Source organism: Streptomyces sp. NPDC047014 (genome assembly GCF_040644195.1).
GTDB lineage: Bacteria > Actinomycetota > Actinomycetes > Streptomycetales > Streptomycetaceae > Streptomyces.
In genome coordinates this window covers 56618-75880 of record NZ_JBEYVX010000023.1, presented here as the reverse complement: position 1 = coordinate 75880, position 19263 = coordinate 56618, and the positions used below count along the sequence as shown (strand labels likewise).

Sequence of the window (19263 nt, the reverse complement as noted above, 5' to 3'; positions counted from 1 at the left end):
CGGCAGGGTAAGTATGGCAAAACCCGGACCCCGGACAACAGGAGCGCGACCGCCGCGGCGGAGCCGCCCCCGCGCCGGCACACGCCCTCCGGACCCCGTCCGACTCGGTCAGTGAGACGTTTGCCCAGGCACACGCACGGGACACCTATCCTGTTCCCGTCGGACAGCGCGGTCCGCACGGGCAGCCCGAGCCACGCCTCAGGAGCGGCGCTCCCCCGGACCCATGTCCGAGGGAGGCCACGCCGCGCACGGCCGGGAGCCCACCGCCCAGTAGCGCTCGAACACTGCAAGGAGCCGCACCTGTGAGCAGTGCTGACAAGGCCCCCCTGGCCGCCCAGCAGGCCCCCGCCACCCCGGAAGCCACCGCCAACGCGGAACTCCGGGCGGACATCCGCCGCCTCGGCGACCTCCTCGGGGAGACCCTCGTACGGCAGGAGGGCCAGGACCTGCTCGACCTCGTCGAACGCGTCCGCGCCCTCACCCGCACCGACGGCGAAGCCGCCGCCGCCCTGCTCGGCGACACCGACCTGGAAACCGCCGCCAAGCTCGTACGGGCCTTCTCCACCTACTTCCACCTCGCCAACGTCACCGAGCAGGTGCACCGCGGCAAGGAGCTGCGCGCCCACCGCGCCGCCGAAGGCGGGCTCCTCGCCCGCACCGCCGACATGCTCAAGGACGCCGATCCCGAGCACCTGCGCGAGACCGTACGCAACCTCAACGTCCGCCCGGTCTTCACCGCGCACCCCACCGAAGCCGCCCGCCGCAGCGTCCTCAACAAGCTGCGCCGCATCGCGGCCCTGCTGGAGGAGCCGGCCGCCGGCGCCGGCGAACGCCGCCGCCACGACCTGCGCCTCGCCGAGAACATCGACCTCGTCTGGCAGACCGACGAACTGCGCGTCGTCCGCCCCGAGCCCGCCGACGAGGCCCGCAACGCCATCTACTACCTCGACGAACTCCACGCCGGCGCCGTCGGCGACGTCCTGGAGGACCTGGCCGCCGAACTGCGCCGCGTCGGCGTCGAACTGCCCGCCGGCACCCGCCCCCTCACCTTCGGCACCTGGATCGGCGGAGACCGCGACGGCAACCCCAACGTCACCCCTGACGTCACCCGCGACGTCCTGATCCTCCAGCACGAGCACGGCATCACCGACGCCCTCGAACTCGTCGACTTCCTGCGCGGACTCCTCTCCAACTCCATCCGCTACACCGGAGCCACCGAGGAACTGCTCGCCTCCCTCCAGGCCGACCTCGAACGCCTCCCCGAGATCAGCCCGCGCTACAAGCGGCTGAACGCCGAGGAGCCGTACCGCCTCAAGGCCACCTGCATCCGCCAGAAGCTCCTCAACACCCGCGAACGCCTCGCCCGGGGCATCCCGCACGAGGAAGGCCGCGACTACCTCGGCACCGCCGAGCTGCTCACTGACCTCACCCTCATCCAGACCTCCCTGCGCGAGCACCGCGGCGCCCTCTTCGCCGACGGCCGCATGGACCGCGTCATCCGCACCCTCGCCGCCTTCGGCCTCCAGCTCGCCACCATGGACGTCCGCGAGCACGCCGACGCCCACCACCACGCCCTCGGCCAGCTCTTCGACCGGCTCGGCGAGGAATCCTGGCGCTACGCCGACATGCCCCGCGACTACCGCGGCAAGCTCCTCGCCAAGGAACTGCGCTCCCGGCGCCCCCTCGCCCCCACCCCGGCCCCCCTCGACGCCGCCGGAGCCAAGACCCTCGGCGTCTTCTCCGCCATCAAGGAAGCCTTCGAGAAGTTCGGCCCCGAGGTCATCGAGTCCTACATCATCTCGATGTGCCAGGGCGCCGACGACGTCTTCGCCGCCGCCGTCCTCGCCCGCGAGGCCGGCCTCCTCGACCTCCACGCCGGCTGGGCCAAGATCGGCATCGTGCCGCTCCTGGAGACCACCGACGAGCTGCGCGCCGCCGACGTCATCCTCGACGAGATGCTGGCCGACCCCTCCTACCGGCGCCTCGTCTCCCTGCGCGGCGACGTCCAGGAGGTCATGCTCGGCTACTCCGACTCCTCCAAGTTCGGCGGCATCACCACCAGCCAGTGGGAGATCCACCGCGCCCAGCGCCGCCTGCGCGACGTGGCCCACCGCTACGGGGTGCGCCTGCGCCTCTTCCACGGCCGCGGCGGCACCGTCGGCCGCGGCGGCGGCCCCTCCCACGACGCGATCCTCGCCCAGCCCTGGGGCACCCTCGAAGGCGAGATCAAGGTCACCGAGCAGGGCGAGGTCATCTCCGACAAGTACCTCGTCCCCTCCCTCGCCCGCGAGAACCTGGAACTGACCGTCGCCGCGACCCTGCAGGCATCCGCCCTGCACACCGCGCCCCGCCAGTCCGACGAGGCCCTCGCCCGCTGGGACGCCGCCATGGACGTCGTCTCCGACGCCGCCCACGCCGCCTACCGCGCCCTCGTGGAGGACCCCGACCTCCCGTCCTACTTCTTCGCCGCCACCCCCGTCGACCAGCTCGCCGACCTCCACCTCGGCTCCCGGCCCTCCCGCCGCCCCGACTCCGGCGCCGGCCTCGACGGCCTGCGCGCCATCCCGTGGGTCTTCGGCTGGACGCAGTCCCGCCAGATCGTCCCCGGCTGGTACGGGGTCGGCTCCGGCCTCAAGGCCCTGCGCGAGGCCGGCCAGGACGACGCCCTCACCGAGATGGGCGAGCGCTGGCACTTCTTCCGCAACTTCCTGTCCAACGTCGAGATGACCCTCGCCAAGACCGACCTGCGGATCGCCCGGCACTACGTCGACACCCTCGTCCCCGACCACCTCAAGCACGTCTTCGACCGCATCGAGGCCGAGCACGAGCTGACCGTCCGCGAGGTCCTGCGCATCACCGGCGGCAAGGAGCTCCTGGACTCCCACCCCGTCCTCCAGCAGACCTTCGCCGTCCGCGACGCCTACCTCGACCCCATCTCCTACCTCCAGGTCTCCCTCCTGGCCCGCCAGCGCGCCGCCGCCGCCCGCGGGGAGGACCCCGACCCGCTGCTGGCCCGCGCCCTGCTCCTCACCGTCAACGGAGTCGCCGCGGGACTGCGCAACACCGGCTGACGCCGCCCACGCGAAAGCCCCCGCGCCGCCGTTCCCGGACGGCGGCGCGGGGGCTTCCCCGTACCCGGGCTCAGGAGTTGTACGTCGACTGCGCGCGCTCCAGGCCCTCCTGGACCAGGCACTCCACCGCGTCGGCCGACCGGTCCACGAACCAGTCCAGCTCCTTGCGCTCCGTCGAGGAGAAATCCTTGAGCACGAAGTCCGCCACCTGCATCCGGCCCGGCGGACGGCCGATGCCGCACCGCACCCGGTGGTAGTCCGGGCCCATCGACTTCGTCATCGACTTGAGGCCGTTGTGCCCGTTGTCCCCGCCGCCCAGCTTCAGCCGCAGCGTCGCGTAGTCGATGTCCAGCTCGTCATGGACCGCCACGATCCGCTCCAGCGGCACCTTGTAGAAGTCCCGCAGCGCCGTCACCGGACCGCCCGACAGGTTCATGAACGACATCGGCTTGGCCAGCACCACCCGCCGGTTCGCCGGCCCCGGAGCACCGATCCGGCCCTCCAGCACCTGCGCCCGCGCCTTGTGCGCCTTGAACTTCCCGCCGATCCGCTCCGCCAGCAGGTCCACCACCATGAAGCCGATGTTGTGGCGGTTCCCGGCGTACTCCGCCCCCGGGTTCCCGAGACCGACGATCAGCCAGGGCGCCGACTCGTCCGACATCAAAAGCTCCTCACACCGTGAACGAAAACGAAGACGGCCGCCGTCCCGCTCCAGTGGAGCCGGACGGCGGCCGGTTCAGCAACTGCTGATGAGGAAGGGCGAGGATCAGCCCTCTTCGCCCTCGGCCTCGGCGTCGGCGGCCGGCTCCTCGGCCTGCGGGGCGACGACCTGCAGGACGGGGGTCTCACCGTCGACGGCCAGCGAGGTGCCCTTGGGGAGCTTCAGGTCGGAGGCGTGCACGGTCGCACCGGCCTCCAGGCCCTCGATCGAGACGGTGATCTCGGTGGGGATGTGGGTCGCCTCGGCCTCGACGGACACGGCGGCCAGCAGGGTCTCCAGCAGGTTGCCACCGGCGGCCAGGTCGCCCTCGGTCACGACCGGGACCTCGACCGTGACCTTCTCGCCCTTCTTGACGATCAGGAAGTCGACGTGCGAGATGGTGCGCTTGAGGGGGTGACGCTGAACGGCCTTCGGGATGACCAGCTCGGTGCCAGCACCGGCGATGTCCAGGGACAGCAGCGCGTTCGGGGTCTTGAGCGCCATCATCAGGGCGTGGCCCTCGACGTTGACGTGCTTCGGGGCGGTGCCGTGGCCGTAGATGACACCCGGGGTCAGGGCGTCACGACGGGCCTGGCGGGCCGAACCCTTGCCGAAGGTCTCGCGCAGGGTGGCGGAAAGCTTGATCTCGGACATGCTCACTCCTCGTGGGGTGACGGAAAACGGACACGTCACCCGGCCGGAACGGCCTGCTACGAAGAGCGCGTCGATAACGGAGACCCCGCACACAGAAGTGCGGCCTCCCTCGCCGAGCAACTCGCAGAGTCTACCCGGCGGGAAGGCCGCACTTCAAAAGGATCTAGCGGGGGAGGGCGCGAGCCCCTACTGCTGCTCCTCGAAGAGGCTCGTCACCGAACCGTCCTCGAAGACCTCGCGCACCGCACGCGCGATCATCGGCGCGATCGACAGCACCGTGATCTTGTCCAGCTCCAGGTCGGACGGGTCCGGGAGGGTGTTCGTGAAGACGAACTCGCTCACCTTGGAGTTCTTGAGGCGGTCCGCCGCCGGGCCCGACAGGATGCCGTGCGTCGCCGTCACGATCACGTCCTCCGCACCGTGCGCGAACAGCGCCTCGGCCGCGGCGCAGATCGTGCCACCGGTGTCGATCATGTCGTCGACCAGGACGCAGACGCGGCCCTTGACCTCACCCACGACCTCGTGGACGGTCACCTGATTGGCGACGTCCTTGTCGCGGCGCTTGTGCACGATCGCCAGCGGGGCGTCCAGCCGGTCGCACCAGCGGTCCGCCACGCGCACACGGCCGGCGTCGGGGGAGACGATCGTCAGCTTCGTCCGGTCCACCTTCGCGCCCACGTAGTCCGCGAGGACGTTCAGCGCCGACAAGTGGTCCACCGGGCCGTCGAAGAAGCCCTGGATCTGGTCCGTGTGCAGGTCGACCGTGAGGATGCGGTCCGCACCCGAGGTCTTGAGCAGGTCCGCCACCAGGCGCGCCGAGATCGGCTCGCGGCCCTTGTGCTTCTTGTCCTGGCGGGCGTACCCGTAGGACGGGATGATCACGGTGATGGAACGTGCCGACGCGCGCTTGAGCGCGTCGATCATGATCAGCTGCTCCATGATCCACTTGTTGATCGGAGCCGTGTGGCTCTGGATCAGGAAGCAGTCCGCGCCACGCGCCGACTCCTGGAAGCGGACGTAGATCTCACCGTTCGCGAAGTCGAAAGCCTTGGTCGGCACGAGGCCGACACCCAGCTGGTGCGCGACCTCCTCGGCCAGCTCGGGGTGGGCGCGGCCGGAGAAGAGCATCAGCTTCTTCTCGCCGGTCGTCTTGATCCCGGTCACAGCACTGTCTCCTCAGACGTGTTGAAGCTGCTCGCCCCCATGTGCGTCCGTCCCGCACACGGTGAGCCAGCCGAATTGCGTGCACCTATCACGGTACGCCGTCGCAGGCGTACCTGTTTCCGGTCAGTTCACCTCAGGGGCGCTCGGCGTCCTCCGGGGCCGCCGACTGCGCCGCCGCCGCGGCGGCACTTCCCGGACGCTTGCGAGCCACCCAGCCCTCGATATTCCGCTGCTGGCCGCGGGCCACGGCCAGCGCGCCGGGGGGCACATCCTTCGTGATCACGGATCCGGCGGCCGTGTAGGCGCCGTCCCCGATCGTGACGGGAGCCACAAACATGTTGTCCGACCCCGTCTTGCAGTGCGAGCCGATGGTCGTGTGGTGCTTGTGCTCGCCGTCGTAGTTCACGAAGACACTGGCCGCGCCGATGTTCGTGTACTCGCCGATGGTCGCGTCACCCACGTACGACAGGTGCGGCACCTTCGTGCCCTCGCCGATCGTGGCGTTCTTCATCTCCACGTAGGTGCCCGCCTTGGCCTTCGCGCCCAGCTCCGTGCCGGGGCGCAGGTAGGCGAAGGGGCCCACGGTCGCCTGCGCGCCGACGACCGCGCTGTCCGCCACCGTGTTGTCCACGCGGGCGCCCGCGCCGACGCGGGTGTCCTTGAGCCGGGTGTTCGGGCCGACCTCGGCCCCTTCGGCGAGGTGGGTGGCGCCCAGCAGCTGCGTACCGGGGTGCACGACGGCGTCCTGGCCGAAGGTCACGGTCACGTCCACGAAGGTGCTGCCCGGGTCCACCACCGTGACGCCCGCGAGCATGGCCCGCTCCAGCAGGCGCGCGTTCAGCAGGGCGCGGGCCTCCGCGAGCTGGACGCGGTTGTTGATGCCGAGGATCTGACGGTGGTCGCTGCCGACGGCCGCGCCGACGCGGTGGCCGGCCTCGCGCAGGATGCCGAGCACGTCGGTCAGGTACTCCTCGCCCTGGCTGTTGTCCGTACGGACCTTGCCGAGGGCGTCGGCGAGGAGGGCGCCGTCGAAGGCGAAGACGCCCGAGTTGATCTCGCGGATGGCGCGCTGGGAGTCGGTGGCGTCCTTGTGCTCCACGATGGCCGTCACGGCTCCGCCGGCGTCGCGCACGATGCGGCCGTAACCGGTGGAGTCGGGCACCTCGGCGGTGAGCACGGTGACGGCGTTGCCGTCGGCGTCGTGCGTGGCGGCCAGCTGGTGCAGGGTCTCGCCGGTCAGCAGCGGGGTGTCGCCGCAGACGACGATCACGGTGCCGGAGAGGTCCTCGCCGCCGAGCGATTCCAGGGCCATGCGGACGGCGTGGCCGGTGCCGTTCTGCTCGTACTGGACGGCGGTGCGGACGTCCGCGTCGAGGGCGGACAGGTGCGCGGTGACCTGCTCCCGGGCGTGCCCGACGACCACGACGAGGTGGGCGGGGTCCAGCTCGCGGGAGGCGGCGACGACGTGACCGACGAGCGAGCGCCCGCAGATCTCGTGCAGAACCTTGGGTGTGGCCGACTTCATGCGGGTGCCTTCACCCGCTGCGAGTACGACGACGGCTGCCGGGCGGTTGGCGCTCACGGGTGTGCCCTTCGGCTTCGGGAGTGGACCCGTGAAGGATACCGGGGCGTTAACACCGTGAAACGAGGCCGGGTCCCGACCCGACGGTCAGGACCCGCAGATGCGTCAAGCTCCCCCGCCAGGACTCGAACCCGGACATAAGGCACCAAAAGCCTCAGTGCTGCCAATTACACCACAGGGGACTGTTTTTACGACCAAGCCGGACATTTCCTCCGAGCTGATCCATGTGACGGCACCTACTATGCCCCACCGGGTGCCTTCGATGCGACGGTAAGGACGGGCGCGCTCGTGGGCGTCGGCGCGGCCCTGCCGGAATTCTGTCGGTGGTCTGTAGGGGCGGCTGCGTACGCTGGACGGCATGACCAGTACGGGGGAAGAGCAAGGCCGTGCCGGGCCGCCCTGGTGGTGGGCGCGGCGGCGGGATGCCGTGGTGGACGGGGTGCTGGCGGCGGTGTCGGCCGCCGAGTGCGCGTGGGAGGGGATCCGCTTCGCGGAGGAGGCGGGGATCCCCGTCGCGGCGGGGGTGCTGTTCGGGATCGTGGTGGGGGCCACGCTCGTGCTGCGGCGGCGGTGGCCGATCGCGGTGGTGCTCGTGGGCATCGCGGTGGCGCCGGCCGAGATGGGCTTCCTGCTGTCGGTGGCGGGCATGTACTCGCTCGCCTCCTCCGAGGTGCCGCGCCGGATCATCGCCGCGCTGGCGTCGATGTCGCTGGTGGCGACGTTCGTGGTGATGTACCTCAAGACCCGTGGGGACGTGGAGGCGGATCCGACGCTCGTCGTCGCGCTGTCCGGGTTCGTCGCGGTCGCGCTGACCGTGCCGCCGATGCTGCTGGGCCTGTACATCGGGGCCCGGCGCCGGCTGATGGAGAGCCTGCAGGAGCGGGCGGATTCGCTGGAGCGGGAGCTGTCGCTGCTCGCGGACCGGGCGGAGGAGCGGGCGGAGTGGGCCCGTACGGAGGAGCGGACGCGGATCGCGCGGGAGATGCACGACGTGGTGGCGCACCGGGTGTCGCTGATGGTGGTGCACGCGGCGGCGCTGGAGGCGGTGGCGCTCAAGGATCCGGCGCGGGCGGCGAAGAACGCGGGGCTGGTGGGGGACATGGGGCGGCAGGCGCTCACGGAGCTGCGGGAGATGCTGGGAGTGCTGCGGGCCGCGCCGAAGCCGGTGGCTGAGGTTGTTGCCGCTGCCGCTGCCGCTGCCGCTGCCGCTGCCGCGGTGGTGGTGGGGGAGGAGGGGCCTTCGCTGGGGGAGCTGGAGGCGCTGGTGGGGCAGTCGCGGGCGGCCGGGATGGTGGTGGAGATGGTCGTCCAGGGGGACGGGGCGGCGGCCGCCGGGTACGGGGCGGAGGTGGAGCAGACGGCGTACCGGGTGGTGCAGGAGGCGCTGACGAACTGCCACAAGCATGCTCCGGGGGCGCGGGTGGTGGTACGGCTGGCGCACCGGGAGGGTGAGGTGGCGATGCAGGTGGAGAACGGGCCGTGCGAGGGGGTTTCGGCGGGGGTGGGTCTGCCGAGCGGGGGGAACGGGCTGGTGGGGATGCGGGAGCGGGTGCTCGGCCTGGGCGGCGTCTTCGTCTCGGGCCCGACGGACGCGGGCGGCTTCCGCGTCTCGGCGGTACTTCCGCTGGGCTAGCGGGTATTCCGCTGCGCGGGGCGGTGCCCTGCGGGCGGCTTGGTGGTGTTCCGGGGTGCGGGGTGCCCTGCGGGCGGCTTGGCGGTGTTCCGGGTGCGGGGTGGCGCGGTGTGCGGGTTCGGCTCCGGCGCGGCCGGGTGGGGTGGGTGGGGCGGTGCCCCTCCGGAAGGTCTCCTCGGCTCGCGCGTGCGGGCATGGTCGTCCTGTGCGGGGTGGTTGCGCGCTCGTCCTGCGGGGACCCTCCTGCGTGTCCCCACCCCACTGCCCCGGCTCCGACAGCGTGGCCTTGCCCCCGTGCGGGGCTGGCGGTCTGCGCGGAGTGCGGGGCGTTTCGGTGCGGCTGGCCGGGGGTGGGTGGGGCGGTGCCCCTCCGGAGGGTCTCCTCGGCTCGCGCGTGCGGGCATAGTCGTCCTGTGCGGCCTGGGTTGCGCGCTCGTCCTGCGGGGACCCTCCTGCGTGTCCCCACCCCACTGCCCCGGCTCCGACCGCGCGCCCTTGTCCCCGTACGGGTAAGCCTCGTCACCATCACCGGGATCCGACCCGTACGGGGAGGGTCAGGCCGGACCCAGTACGCCTTCGTCGGGGCGGCGGTTGCGGATGCCTGTACGGGTGGGACCGGGGGGGGGTGTTGTGCACAGAGGTGGGCCGTACGGGCGGGTGGAGCCGAGCCGGGCAGCGTCGCTCATGGCATCGGCCCGTACGGGGTGTGGCACGCGGGACCGGCCCGTACGGGTAGGGCAAGACACGGCCGTGTCGTTCGCGGCATCCGCCCGTATGGGGGGTGTTCGCGGAGCCGGCTCGTATGGGGTGGTGGGGCCGGGCCGGTTGGTGCTGTTCGGGGAGTCGGCTCGTACGGGACGGTGAGGTCGGGCTGGTTGGGCTGTTTCGGGGATCGGGCTCGTACTGCGCGCAGCGGGGACGGGGTGGGGTGTCCCCGCAGGACGAGCGCGCAACCACCCCGTATGGGACGACCGTGCCCGCACGCGCGAGCCGAGGAGATACCCCACCCCGGCACCGCGAACCGCCCGCCAGGGTGCGAAACGCCGCCCAGCGGGCGAAGCACCCCCGCACCAGGACCGGGCCCCGCCCGGCGTGCGAAGCAACCCCGCAGCGGGATCGGGCTCCGCTCGGGGCCGGAACGGCCCCGACCCGGGATCGGGCCCCGGTAGAGGGCCCGTCCGTTGTCGGAACCGCCCGCGCCGTAAGCAAGGCTCGCCCGGTGTGAGGCGGCTCGGGCTTGCCCGAGGGGTCCGGACCGCCCGGGGAAGGGCGCGGGTTACGTCGTCAGGCGGGGGGGTTGGAGGCCCGTCAGGAGGAGGGTCAGGGCTTCGTCCAGGGTGTGGCCGAGGTACCAGTCGCCCGTGTGGTCGATGCCGTACACCCGCCCCTCGCGGTCCAGCGCCAGGTGGGAGCCCCCGTCGGCCTCGACGCCCAGGGGGCAGAGCTGCGTGGACAGGGCCCGGCCCAGGTCGGCGAAGGTGCGGGCCAGGTGGAGGCCCGTGAGGGGGTCGATGCGGACCGGGGTCGGGGCGATCTGCCTCCCCGGCCCGGGGGCGGTGACGTTCAGGCCGCCGAATTCGGCCCACGCCTCCACCGCGGCGGGGAAGACCGTGTGCCGGTGCCCGCCGGGGGTGGTGTGGTCGCGGAGGGCGTCGGCCCAGTACTCGGCCTGCTTGATGTCCCAGCGGCCCGGCTCCCACCCCGCCGTGCGCAGCGCGGAGTCCACCGCGGCCGGGAAACGGGTGGTGGAGGAGCGGTCGTAGGAGGCGGAGGTCGTGGTCATGGCTACTCGGCGGGGGTGAGGTCGACGGGGCGTACGCCGAAGTGGGCGAGGAGGGCGTGACAGGAGCGGCAGGGCGGTGCGTAGCTGCCGTGGAGCGGGTCGCCGTCCTCGCGGATGCGCCGGGCGGTGATCTTCGCGTGCTTGAGGGAGCGGCGGGCCTCGCTCGCGGAGAGCGGTTTGCGGGAGGCCCGTTTGGAACGGGCGCCCTCCACGGCGGCGAGGTGGCGGGAGAGGAGTATCGCCTCGGGGCAGCGGCCGGTGAAACGTTCGCGCTGGCCGCTGGTGAGCGTGTCGAGGAAATCCTGCACGAGGGGGTGCAGCGCGGGCGGCTGGTCGGCCTTGCCGGCGGTGCCGGTGAGGGTTTCGCCGCGTACGGAGAGGGCGGCGGCGACGGTGGGCAGGATGCCGTCCCTGCGGAAGCGGAGGACGGGTGCGGTGGGGCGGCCGTCTGCGCTGCTCCAGCGCAGACGGGGGTCCCCGGCGGCCCCGGCCTGGTCAGCGGCCGGCCCGCCCGCGATGGCGAGCGCGTTCGTCGTACTTGGCCTCCCCGCCGCCGACGTGCCCGCGGCGCCCGCCGCCCCCGCGCCGGAGGTGCCCGGCGTGCCCGGTGCCCGGGAGGAGTCGCCCGCGCCGGGCGGCCCCGGGGTGTGGGCGGGCCCCGCGCTCGCGGCGGCGCCGCCGTCGTCGGCCGGATCTGTTCGTGTTGCCGTGTTGTGCATGGTCGCGCTTTCCCTCCCGTGGCGGCGGTGGTGACCGCTCTCGCGCACGTCCCCCTGCTGCGGGGACAGCCTGCCAAATGTCGTCCGGCGTGTGGAAGCGGGGTCGAATATTCGTATCAATTCGGATGTTCCCGGCCACCGCGCGGGTGCGCGGGACTGGCGCGGGTGAGCCTCTTGTCCCAGCGCATAGGCTGTGGTGAACCAGCCAGATCCAGCAGGGGGCTACCGCCATGACGACAGGTCGGCTCGGGCAGCAGGCCCCGCCACCCAACGCCGCGTACTCGGGGCAGGTCGTGCATTTCCCGGACCCGGTCCGCGCCGCCCGGCATCCCCGCGGAGTGCGGATGGACGGCGACGGCCATCCGGACTTCTCCGCCTACGCGCGCGCCGCGGTGGAGATCGCCGAGCCCCCCGAGGGCTTCGGCGTGGACGAGCTGCGGCTGACGGACTGCGTGTCCGCGAACGCGGCCATGAAGGCCGCCGGGCACGAGCTGTGGGACACCGTCGGCGCGGTGACGACCCCGCACGGCTGGACCTGGCACCACGTGGCCGGATCTCGCCGTATGGAGCTGGTGCCGGTCGAGGTGAAGGCGCTGCTGCGGCACCACGCGGGCCTGGCGACGGCTCCGGTGGACCACGAGAAGCGCGGGACGCGGCCGTTGCAGGAGGTGCGCCCGGTGCACATGGGGCTGCCGAAGTCGGTGGTCTCGGTGTCCGAGGCGCAGGTGCAGGGCGTCGAGGAGGACCTGGGCTATCGCCTGCCGGAGGCGTACCGCTCCTTCCTCAAGGCGGCCGGCGGCTGCGCGCCGATGGGCGCCGGGCTGGACGTGGAGCTCGGTCTGCTGGTGGACCAGCCCTTCTTCACGGTGCGTGAGGAGGCGGCGGTCAACGACCTCGTCTACATGAACAAGTGCCTGCGCGACCACCTCACCAAGGACTACCTGTGCGTGGCCTTCGCGCAGGGCGGACTGGTGGCGCTCAAGGTGAAGGGCGAGGGCATCGGCTCGGTGTGGTTCTCGCCGTACGACGACGCGCGCGACCAGGACGGCTGGTCCGTGCAGGAGCGCGTGGAGCGGCTGTTGCTGCCGTGCGGCGGTGATTTCGATGCCTTTCTGGAGCGGTTGGCGGGAAATCCCCCGGAGTTGGAGACGGTGGCCGGTCTGATGGTGGACGGCGGATTCGCACGTTCGGTTCCGGTGGCCGACGCCGGTACGGGTGAGGGGTGACGGCGCGGTGGTGACGTTCGCGCAGGCGCAGGAGCGCGCCGAGGAGTGGATCAACGGGGACGTTCCCGCGTACCAGCACCGGGAGGTGCGGGTGCGGGAGTTCGGGCTCGGTTTCGTGGTGTGGGCCGAGGACCGGGCGGCCGGTCCGGTGTCCGGGGGTGGCCGGCAGCGGCTGGTCATCGCCCGGGACAGCGGCGAGGTGACGCTGTGGCCGGGGCTGCCGGTGGGTGAGGTGATCCGCCGGTACGAGGAGGAGTACGGGGCGGTCGCCGCGGCCGGGGCTTCGGAGCCGTCGGTTCCGGCGCCGCGCATCGACTCGGAGATGACCTCGTTCATGCTGAGTCCGCCGGAGTGGCTGCAGGAGGCGGCGGACCGGGCGGGGATCCCGCCGGCCGTGACTCCGGCGGCTCCGGCCGAGCCCGCCGGGTCCGACGCGCCGGCCGAGGCACCCGAGGCACCCGCGCCCGGGGAGCCCGTACCGCTGCGCCGTGGTGGTGACGTGCCGTACGAGCCGACCGCCAACGACGGGGTCCCGGCGACGCCGGCTCCGGCGGTCGTGCCGACCGGGGCCACCCCGTGGGCCGGTACGGATGTGAACCCGGGCGGGGACGACGTGTCCGTGCCGCTGCCCGCGACGGTGTTCGCGCCGCCGCTGTCCGGGTCGGACCTGGACGACGCGCCCCGGCCCTCGGCCGCCGCGGACGCGCCGACGACGCTGATGCCGGGCGGCAGCCAGCTGCCGCGGACGGCCGTGGTGCCCGCGCTCGGGTCCTCGCCGCAGGACATCGCCGACGCGCCGACGAGCCGGGCGCGGGTCGACCGGCCGGGCGACTCCGACGGCGGTGCGGGGTCGAGTTACGGCTCCGGTTCCCTGTCCGGCTCCGGTTCCGGCTCCCTGCCCGGCTCCAGCTCCGGTTCCGGCTCCGCCGCCGGTGGTCCGGGGCTGCCCCCCGGTCCGCCCGGGGCCCCCGGTTCGCTGGGCGGTGGGCTGGACCATGCCGCGACGATGCTGGCCGGTCCCTCCGTGACGGGGCAGCCGCCCACGCCTCCGGGTCCTCCGGGGGCTCCCGGGCAGCCGCCCGCGCCTCCCGGCCCGCCCGGTGCCCCCGGTTCGCTGGGCGGCGGGCTCGACCACGCCGCGACCATGCTCGCCGGTCCCGCCGTCACCGGCCGTCCGCCCGCGCCTCCCGGCCCGCCCGGGGCTCCGGGTGCCGGTTCCGGTGCCCCGCAGCCTCCCGGCCCGCCCGGTCCGCCCGGCGCCCCCGGCTCGCTCGGCGGCGGGCTGGACCACGCCGCCACGATGCTGGCCGGTCCCTCCGTGACGGGCCGGCCTCCGGCGCCCCCCGGCCCGCCCGGTGCCCCTGGTGCCCCTGGTGCGCCCGGTGCCCCCGGTGCTCCCGGTGCCGGGGCCCATCACGCCGCGACCATGCTCGCGGGTCCCGGCGTACCGCAGCCGCCCGGCGCCCCCGGTGCCCCCGGCGGCGGGCTCGACCACGCCGCCACGATGCTGGCCGGTCCCTCCGTGACGGGCCAGCCTCCGGCGCCCCCCGGCCCGCCCGGCCCGCCCCCGGGCGGCCCCGCGGCGCAGCCGCAGGCCCCGACGGGCGCGCCCACGGTCGGCCCCGGCTACCAGGCCGTGCTCCGCTACCGCGGCGCCGACGGCTCCGAGCAGCAGATCATCCGCCGCTCGGCGCCCGGCACCCCGCACCCGGAGTGGCAGATCCTCTACGAGCTGCGCGCGATGAACGTGCCGCCGCAGCAGGTGCTGGAGCTGCACACGGAGCTGGAGTCCTGCGAGCTGCCCGGCGGTTACTGCGCCCGGATGATCCGGGAGACCTGGCCGCAGGTGCGCATCACCAGCGTCGCCCCGTACGGCCAGGACCACGCGGGCCGTCAGCAGGGCATGCGGCATCTGCTCACCCACCAGGGCGAGCTGCACCAGGTCGCGGACGGCCCGGCGCGCCCCGCGCCGGTGCGCGCGCCGCTGCCGCAGGTCCCGCTCCAGCCGGCGATCCCGCTGGAGGCGATCGCGCAGGAGCTGGCGGGGGCCTTCGGGCCGCAGGGCGTGTTCCGCTTCGACCAGCGGGCGGTGTCCCGTCAGGGGGTGCCGGAGATCGTGGCGCAGACCCTGATGTGGTCGGGTCTGCCCGTCGATTTCGGGCCGTTCTTCTGGGCGCAGGCGGTGCCGGGCCAGCCGGTGCCGACGCTGGCCGAACTGGCCGCGCAGCGGCAGGTGCAGCCGGCCTCGGACGCGGGCTCGTACCTGGTCATCGGCAGCGACTTCGGCAAGGCGCTGTGCGTGCAGTACGGCACGGCGCACATCGTGGCGGTGCCGGTGGAGGGCGGGCCGGGCGGTGCGCCCGTACCGCCGCAGTTCGTCAACTCCAGCCTGCCGCAGTTCGTACGGTCGATGGCGATGCTGGGCCACATGTGGCGGCTGCGGCAGCATCTGACGCCCGAGCAGGCGGGGCGCTGGACGGTCGATTTCCAGGCGAACCTGGCCGGGCTGGACAGCGCCGCGCTGTCCTCGCCGGAGAGCTGGTGGTCGGTGCTGCTGGAGCAGATGTGGGACGGGCTGCTGTGACGCGGGGCGCCTGACGGGGCGCTCGTACGCGGTGACCGGTATGGCCGGGTCGGGACCCTCGGAGGGGGTCTCGGCCCGGCCATTCGGGCTTCCGGGATCAAATGGCGCATCCTTGACGGGAATCCCCGCGAGAGAGGCGCATCCCGGATGAGTGCACCCTTTGCGACCGTGCGCGGTCGCGGCTACCGCATGGACGAGGTCGACCGGTACCTCGCCCGGCTCTCGGGGAGCCGGGACGAGGCGTGGGAGCGGGTGGCGCGGCTGACCGTCCTGGCGAAGCGCATGGAGGCGGAGGCGGAGCGGCTGCGGGAGCAGGTGGCCGGGCTGGCCCCGCAGACGTACGAGGAGCTGGGCGAACGGGCCCGCCGGATCCTGCTGCTCGCGGAGGAGGAGGTCGATTCGCTACGGGGGGAGGCGCGGGCCGACGCGACCGCGACGGCGGAGGCGGCGCAGGCGCGTGCGGACCGTACGGCGGAGCTGGCGCGGGGCGACGCGGAGGCGGTGCGCGAGCAGACCGAGGTCCGGGCGCGGCAGGGTCTGGAGCGGGCCGGGCGGGAGGCCGAGGAGCTGCGGTCGGGGGCGCGGGAGGACGCCGCGCAGTGGCGCGGGGAGGCCGCGGACGCGCTGGCGCACGTGCGGAGCCGGGCGGAGGAGGCGCGGGCGCGGCGGGAGCGGGAGCAGGCGGAGCGCTGGGAGGCGGCGGGCCGGGAGCTGGCGGCCCGCGAGGCCGAGCGGGAGGCGCGGGACACGGAGGCGGAGCGGGCGGCGCTGGCCCGGCTGGAGGAGGCGCGGCGCGGCTTCGCGGCGGCGGAGGAGACGGCGCGGCACGGCCAGGAGGACGCGGAGGCGCGGGCGGCGGAGCTGCTGGCGGAGGCGGGGCTGGCGGCGGAGCGGACGGGCCGGGAGACGGAGCGGGTGCTGCGGGAGCACGAGGAGGCCCAGGAGGAGATGCGGGCCCATATGAACCATGTCCGCACCAGCCTGGCCGCCCTGACGGGCCGCACCCCGACGGACGGCGCCTGACGGGCGGCGGCCGGCGGCCGCCGACGGGCGCGGCGGCGCGCACCAGCAGGACCGCCCCCGCCCGGCATGCTCAGTGCGGCGCGGCCCCCTGCGTCCGCCGCGGCGGGAGGTCCGGGGCGGCCGTGGCCTGCGGCGGGATGGGCGGGGCGGTGCCCTGGGCCGGGATGGGTGGGGCCGTGGCAGACGGCGGTGCATCCGGCGAGGGGGCGTAGAGGTACGGGTCGCTGCGCAGCCCGCGGGCGGTGACCACCACCGTGAACGGGGGCTGCGCAGCCGCCGGGAGGGAGGCCGTCAGGGCGCCCGTGAGGGGGTCGGGGGTGGCCTCCAGCGGGGTGTCGTCGACGGTGACCAGGGGCGGGCGGCCCGTCGGGTCGGCCAGGAATCCGCCGCCGGTGACCGTCAGCAGGCCGTCCCCGGCGGAGACGCCGGTGATCACCGGGTTGGCCCGCACGGCCATCTTGTTCACCAGGTACGCGCCCGCCGGAGCCCCCGTCAGGGCCCACATCTCGGCGGGCAGCTTCGGCAGTCCGGCGCCCACGTCGGTGAGGAAGAACAGCACCACGTACAGCATGGTGACCGCGCTGAGGGCGACGTACTGGAGGTCGACCAGGTCCGTGCGCCCGCTGTCGTTGGCGACCAGCTCGTGCAGCGGCCGGCGGCCCGACGCGGTGGGCGGGGCGGCCGGCTTGGCCATCGTGCCGTGCTCCACCCGCATGCCGACGACCGCCTTGGCCGCGATCAGCGCCACGTACGGCCCGCCGAGCAGCGGCAGGTAGACGCTGGTCAGCGTGGACAGCGGGCCGTCGGGGCCCCGGAAGTACGCGACTCCGCCGCCTGCGGTGAGCCCGTAGCCGAGGATCGCGAGGAGCAGCCAGACCAGGATCACCGTCCAGGCCACGGCGAGGGCCGTGGAGGTGGAGAGCCGGCCGTCGCGGCCGGTGACGAAGGACGGGGTGCGGAAGAGCCGGACGGCGAGCGGGCCGGCCAGGGCGGCGAGTAAGGCGAGTGCGTACAGCGCGGATGTCATGGTGGTGTCCCCCCGGTGCGGTTCTGGCACGAGGGTTGCCCACATGGCCCGGCCATGACAAGCCGACGCACCGGCCCGGTCGTGGACCCGTCCGCTACCGCTTCCCCTCCTCGCCCAGCTCCGGCAGCACCGGGAACCGCCGCGGCGCCACGCACAGCAGCACCAGCAGCGCGGCCACCGCGGCGGCCGTCGCGCCCAGGAAGATGTGCTCCACGGCGGCCGCGACCGCCTCCCGCAGCTGGCCGGCGGCGGCCCGGGGCAGCACCGCCGGGTCCTCCAGCGCCTCGGCCACCTCGTCGAGATGCCCCGGCAGACCCGGTACGGGCGCCTGCGCCAGCCGCGCGGCCAGCGTGGCATTGGCGACGGCGGCGAGCAGCGCCGCCCCGACGCTCTGGCCGACCTGGCGGCAGAAGAGCACGGAGGCGGTGGTGGTCCCGCGCTCGGCCCAGCCCACGGTGGACTGCACGCCGACGATCAGCGGGAGCTGGAACAGCCCGAGGGCCCCGCCCAGCAGCAGCATGATCAGCGCGGGCTGCCAGGGCCGGGCGGGATAGGGGAGCAGGGTGAAGGAGTACAGGATCAGCGCGGCCAGCCCGATCCCGACGGCGGCGGTGTTCCGGAACCCGATACGCCGGTAGACGTGCTGGCTGAGGGCGGCGCTGACGGGCCAGCTCAGGGTCATCACCGACATGACGAGCCCGGCTCCGACCGGCCCGAGCCCGAGGACGGACTGGGCGTACGTCGGCATGAACACCGTCGGGGCGACCATCAGCAGGCCGAGGGCGCCCATGGCCAGGTTGACGGCGGCGATGGTGCGCCGGCGCCACACCCAGCCGGGCAGGATCGGTTCGGCCGCCCGGCGCTCCACCCGGACCACCCAGGCGGCCAGCACGGCGCTCGCCGCCAGCAGCCCCAGGGAGGGCGCGGACAGCCAGGGCCAGGCCACACCGCCCTGGACGAGGGCGAAGAGCAGCAGTCCGCCGCAGCAGAACACGCCGAGGGCGCCCGCCCAGTCGACCGGACCCCGGCGGCCGGGGGAGCGTACGGGCTCGGTCAGGTGGCGGGCGATCATCCACAGGGCGAGGGCGCCCAGCGGCAGGTTGAGCAGGAAGATCCAGCGCCAGTGCGCGTAGGAGGCGAGCAGTCCGCCCAGGGCGGGCCCGGCCACCGCCGAGGTGGCCCACACGCTGGACATCCGGGCCTGGATGCGCGGCCGTTCCTTGAGCGGGTACAGGTCGGCGGCCAGGGTCTGGATGGTGCCCTGGAGGGCGCCGCCGCCGAGCCCCTGGACCACGCGGAAGGCGATGAGGGCGGCCATGTTCCAGGCGAGCGCGCACAGCAGTGAGCCGAGGAGGAAGAGGCCGATGCCGAAGAGCAGGACGGGCTTGCGGCCGAAGGTGTCGGTGAGCTTGCCGTAGACGGGGAGGGTGACGGTGACGGCGAGCAGGTAGCCGGAGAAGAGCCAGGAGAAGACGGAGAAGCCGCCGAGGTCGCCGACGATCTGGGGGACGGCGGTGGCGACGACGGTGCTGTCGAGCGCGACGAGGGCCATCCCGAGCATCAGCGAGACGACGACCGGGGTCGGGGGCCGCCCCGCCGCTCCCCCGGCGGCCGGTTCCCCTGCCGAGCCCGCCCCCGCCGAGCCCGCCCGCGCCGATTCCGCGCCCGCCGATCCCGCACCAGCCGAGCCCGCCCGCGCCGGAACCGCCGCACCCGGGCCGGTGTCCGGGCGCCGCCCGGGTATGCCGCCCGGAGCTCCGTCCGTACTGTCCGCTGCGGCCACCGGATTTCCTTTCCCCCTGCACGTACTCGTGCGGGACACCATCTCACCGCCGTCCGGCGGGCGGTATCCCTCAGGGTGTGTACGCCGAAGGGCGCACGACCCCTAGGGGTCTCTCACCACTACGGGCCAGGGGCCGTTCCTCCCGGCGGAGGAGGTGGGGGCCTTCACCGTCTCCTTAACTGGACCATACGGACCAGGGGGCCGGCCGGGGGTGGGGTTAACCCCCGGGCGGATACGGCGATGGGCACCAGCGCGCCACGGGTCCGGCCGCCACAGACTCGTCACGCGGCGGGAAACCGACGCAACCGCAGTCC

13 protein-coding genes and 1 tRNA gene are annotated in these 19263 nt (G+C 73.8%); 5 read left to right on the top strand and 9 right to left on the bottom strand.

Annotation, left to right across the window (positions count from 1 at the left end; genetic code table 11):
* Positions 1-326 precede the first annotated feature (326 nt).
* Complete coding sequence (gene ppc / locus ABZ873_RS16205) at positions 327-3071, top strand: phosphoenolpyruvate carboxylase (protein WP_360871425.1); 2745 nt, start codon at positions 327-329, stop codon at positions 3069-3071.
* 70 nt (positions 3072-3141) lie between these two features.
* On the opposite strand, the gene pth is transcribed toward ppc, so the two are convergent.
* From pth to ABZ873_RS16180, 5 genes are all read right to left on the bottom strand, one after another.
* The gene (gene pth / locus ABZ873_RS16200; RefSeq protein ID WP_360871382.1) at positions 3142-3732 is read right to left on the bottom strand and encodes an aminoacyl-tRNA hydrolase; all 591 of its coding nucleotides are present in this window, start codon (positions 3730-3732) and stop codon (positions 3142-3144) included.
* 105 nt (positions 3733-3837) lie between these two features.
* Entirely contained in the window at positions 3838-4425 is a 588-nt protein-coding gene (locus tag ABZ873_RS16195; RefSeq protein ID WP_360871379.1) for a 50S ribosomal protein L25/general stress protein Ctc, read from the bottom strand.
* Positions 4426-4611: 186 nt separating this feature from the next.
* The gene (locus ABZ873_RS16190; protein WP_030027111.1) at positions 4612-5589 is read right to left on the bottom strand and encodes a ribose-phosphate diphosphokinase; all 978 of its coding nucleotides are present in this window, start codon (positions 5587-5589) and stop codon (positions 4612-4614) included.
* A 133-nt stretch (positions 5590-5722) separates the two neighbouring features.
* Positions 5723-7171, bottom strand: coding sequence for a bifunctional UDP-N-acetylglucosamine diphosphorylase/glucosamine-1-phosphate N-acetyltransferase GlmU (gene glmU, locus ABZ873_RS16185; protein ID WP_360871375.1), 1449 nt, complete (start codon positions 7169-7171; stop codon positions 5723-5725).
* Positions 7172-7281: 110 nt separating this feature from the next.
* Positions 7282-7353, bottom strand: a tRNA-Gln gene (locus ABZ873_RS16180).
* Positions 7354-7529: 176 nt separating this feature from the next.
* Between ABZ873_RS16180 and ABZ873_RS16175 the strand changes: the two genes are divergently transcribed.
* Complete coding sequence (locus ABZ873_RS16175) at positions 7530-8804, top strand: histidine kinase (protein ID WP_360871372.1); 1275 nt, start codon at positions 7530-7532, stop codon at positions 8802-8804.
* Positions 8805-10080: 1276 nt separating this feature from the next.
* On the opposite strand, the gene ABZ873_RS16170 is transcribed toward ABZ873_RS16175, so the two are convergent.
* Positions 10081-10587: an SUKH-3 domain-containing protein gene (locus ABZ873_RS16170; protein WP_360871370.1), complete on the bottom strand. Its 507-nt coding sequence runs from the start codon at positions 10585-10587 to the stop codon at positions 10081-10083.
* 2 nt (positions 10588-10589) lie between these two features.
* Positions 10590-11105 (bottom strand): YwqJ-related putative deaminase, encoded by a 516-nt coding sequence (locus ABZ873_RS16165; protein WP_360871422.1) that lies wholly within the window; start codon positions 11103-11105, stop codon positions 10590-10592.
* Between the two features lie 431 nt (positions 11106-11536).
* Here ABZ873_RS16165 and ABZ873_RS16160 point away from each other — a divergent pair, with 431 nt between their 5' ends.
* The 3 genes from ABZ873_RS16160 (at position 11537) to ABZ873_RS16150 (ending at position 16139) form a co-directional block, all read left to right on the top strand.
* Positions 11537-12532 (top strand): SMI1/KNR4 family protein, encoded by a 996-nt coding sequence (locus ABZ873_RS16160; RefSeq protein ID WP_360871367.1) that lies wholly within the window; start codon positions 11537-11539, stop codon positions 12530-12532.
* Positions 12533-12539: 7 nt separating this feature from the next.
* The gene (locus ABZ873_RS16155) at positions 12540-15116 is read left to right on the top strand and encodes an SUKH-4 family immunity protein (protein ID WP_360871364.1); all 2577 of its coding nucleotides are present in this window, start codon (positions 12540-12542) and stop codon (positions 15114-15116) included.
* A 147-nt stretch (positions 15117-15263) separates the two neighbouring features.
* Positions 15264-16139 carry a DivIVA domain-containing protein gene (locus ABZ873_RS16150; RefSeq protein ID WP_360871361.1) on the top strand — a complete coding sequence of 292 codons (876 nt, stop codon included), beginning with the start codon at positions 15264-15266 and terminating at the stop codon, positions 16137-16139.
* A 70-nt stretch (positions 16140-16209) separates the two neighbouring features.
* Here ABZ873_RS16150 and ABZ873_RS16145 read toward each other — a convergent pair whose 3' ends face one another.
* Both ABZ873_RS16145 and ABZ873_RS16140 read right to left on the bottom strand, forming a co-directional pair.
* Positions 16210-17166, bottom strand: coding sequence for a hypothetical protein (locus ABZ873_RS16145; RefSeq protein WP_360871358.1), 957 nt, complete (start codon positions 17164-17166; stop codon positions 16210-16212).
* 94 nt (positions 17167-17260) lie between these two features.
* Entirely contained in the window at positions 17261-18949 is a 1689-nt protein-coding gene (locus ABZ873_RS16140; RefSeq protein WP_360871355.1) for an MFS transporter, read from the bottom strand.
* Positions 18950-19263: the final 314 nt, after the last annotated feature.